Origin of the sequence: Streptomyces sp., assembly GCF_031178505.1 — a bacterium.
GTDB lineage: Bacteria > Actinomycetota > Actinomycetes > Streptomycetales > Streptomycetaceae > Streptomyces > Streptomyces gulbargensis.
This window is the reverse complement of sequence record NZ_JAPSIW010000941.1, coordinates 1-2,293: the sequence shown is the minus strand read 5'-3', so window position 1 is coordinate 2,293 and position 2,293 is coordinate 1. Positions and strand designations below refer to the sequence as shown.

1 protein-coding gene and 1 pseudogene are annotated in these 2,293 nt (G+C 73.9%); one reads left to right on the top strand and one right to left on the bottom strand.

What is annotated here, in order from left to right; translation table 11 throughout:
- On the top strand, positions 1-1,204 hold a 1,204-nt coding region (locus tag RIF68_RS34805; protein ID WP_309055519.1), incomplete at its 5' end, for a UDP-N-acetylglucosamine 1-carboxyvinyltransferase.
- An 81-nt stretch (positions 1,205-1,285) separates the two neighbouring features.
- Here RIF68_RS34805 and RIF68_RS34800 read toward each other — a convergent pair.
- Positions 1,286-2,293, bottom strand: a pseudogene (locus RIF68_RS34800) (MFS transporter); the annotation flags it as partial.

The window sequence follows — 2,293 nt, the reverse complement described above, 5'->3', positions numbered from 1 at the left end:
CACCGTCCTGCGCCGCGTCGCCCGCATCGAGGAGGTCTTCCGCCTCCTGGAGGTGCTGAACTCCATCGGCGTCCGCACCCGCTGGATCAACGACGGCGTGGACCTGGAGATCGTGCCGCCGGCCGAACTGGACATGGAGTCCATCGACGCCGAGGCCGCCATCCGCACCCGCTCCATCATCATGTTCTTCGGCCCGCTGCTGCACCGTCTGGACCGCTTCAAGCTGCCGTACGCCGGCGGCTGCGACCTCGGTACGCGCACGATCGAGCCGCACATGATCGCGCTGCGCCGCTTCGGCCTGGAGATCACCGCCACCGAGGGGCTCTACCACGCGCGCGTGGAGCGGTCCGTCTCCCCCGACCGCCCCATCGTGCTGACCGAGCGCGGGGACACGGTCACCGAGAACGCCCTGCTGGCCGCGGCCCGCCACGACGGCGTGACCGTCATCCGCAACGCCTCCTCCAACTACATGGTCCAGGACCTCTGCTTCTTCCTGGAGGCGCTCGGGGTACGCGTCGACGGCATCGGCACCACCACCCTCACCGTGCACGGCGTGCCGCAGATCGACGCCGACGTCGACTACTCCCCCTCCGAGGACCCGGTCGAGGCGATGAGCCTGCTGGCCGCCGCGGTCGTCACGGAGTCGGAGCTGACGATCCGCCGGGTCCCGATCGAGTTCATGGAGATCGAGCTCGCGGTCCTGGAGGAGATGGGCCTCGACCACGACCGCTCCCCCGAGTACGCCGCCGACAACGGCCGCACCCGCCTGGTCGACCTGACGGTCCGCCCCTCCAAGCTGGAGGCGCCGATCGACAAGATCCACCCGATGCCCTTCCCGGGCCTCAACATCGACAACGTCCCCTTCTTCGCGGCCATCGCGGCCACCGCCCAGGGCAAGACCCTCATCCACGACTGGGTCTACGACAACCGGGCCATCTACCTCACCGACCTCAACCGCCTCGGCGGCCGCCTCCAGCTCCTCGACCCCCACCGCGTCCTCGTCGAGGGCCCGACCCGCTGGCGCGCAGCCGAGATGATGTGCCCCCCGGCGCTGCGCCCGGCCGTGGTCGTCCTGCTCGCGATGATGGCGGCCGAGGGCACCTCGGTGCTGCGGAACGTCTACGTCATCAACCGGGGGTACGAGGACCTGGCGGAGCGGCTGAACTCGGTGGGGGCGCAGATCGAGATCTTCAGGGACATCTAGGAAGCGCTCCACGGCCCCCGGCTCCTCCTTCGGGAGGGCCGGGGGCTTCGTCATGTCCGGGTGAGGGCTCGCGGTGACCGGGGGTGCCGAGGGGGCCGCGGGGATCGCCTGGAGGGGGAGGGCTGCCAGGAGGAGCCAGGGGGTGGGGCCCGGGAGGGTGAGGAGGGTGGCCGTCGGGGGTGAGGCGGCGAGGACCGTGAGGCCCGCGAGGGAGGAGAGGGCGCCGGTCGCCAGGCCCAGGTGGGCGGGTGGGACCAGGTCGGGGAGCAGGGCGCGGGGGGCCGGGAGGATCAGCGTCTGGCCCAGGGTCAGCAGGACGGTGAAGGTGCCGCGCCGGGGCCGCCGAGGGGGCGGAGTGCGGCGCCGGCGGCGGACGCGGCGGCGAGGAGGAGCAGGCCGGCCCGGACCATGGCCGGGGCGTCCAGGACGGCGGCGGCCCGGCGTTCCCCCGAGTCGAGGACGACCAGCGCGGAGGAGAGGGCGAAGAACCAGCCGGGCGACGCCTGGGAGCCGGTGACGCGGTCGAGTCCCGCGGGCAGCGCCGGATAGAGCTGGTTGTGGGCGAGGAGGTAGGCGGAGCAGGCGAGGGCGAGGCGGAGGAAGCGGCGGTCGCGGGGGATCGCGCGGCGGCGGACGGGGCCGAGGCGTTCCCGGGTGGCGCCGCCGCGGGGCATCAGCCGGGCGTGGGCGGCGAGGACGAGGACGAAGAGGGCGGCCCCGGCGAGACAGGCGGCGCGGAAGGGAGCCTCGCCCGCCCCGTGCACGAGGAGCGTGCCGAGGACCGGGAGGGCGCCGGCCTGGCCGCCGGCCGAGAAGCGGGCCAGGGTGCGGGTGCGCCGGGGGCCGCCGGCCTGCTCGGCGCGCAGCGCCTCGCGGGCCATCTCCGACTCGACGGCCGGGGAGAAGAGGGCGGCGGCGAAGCCGACCAGGACCACGGCCCCGGTGACCGTCCACGCGCTCGTCGCGTACGCGAGCCAGACGAACCCGCGATCCCCAGCGTGACACCGGTGAGGACGACGGGGCGGGGACCGTACCGGTCGGTCAGGGCCCCGCCGACGACGAACAGGCCCTGTTGGCTGAAGGTGCGCA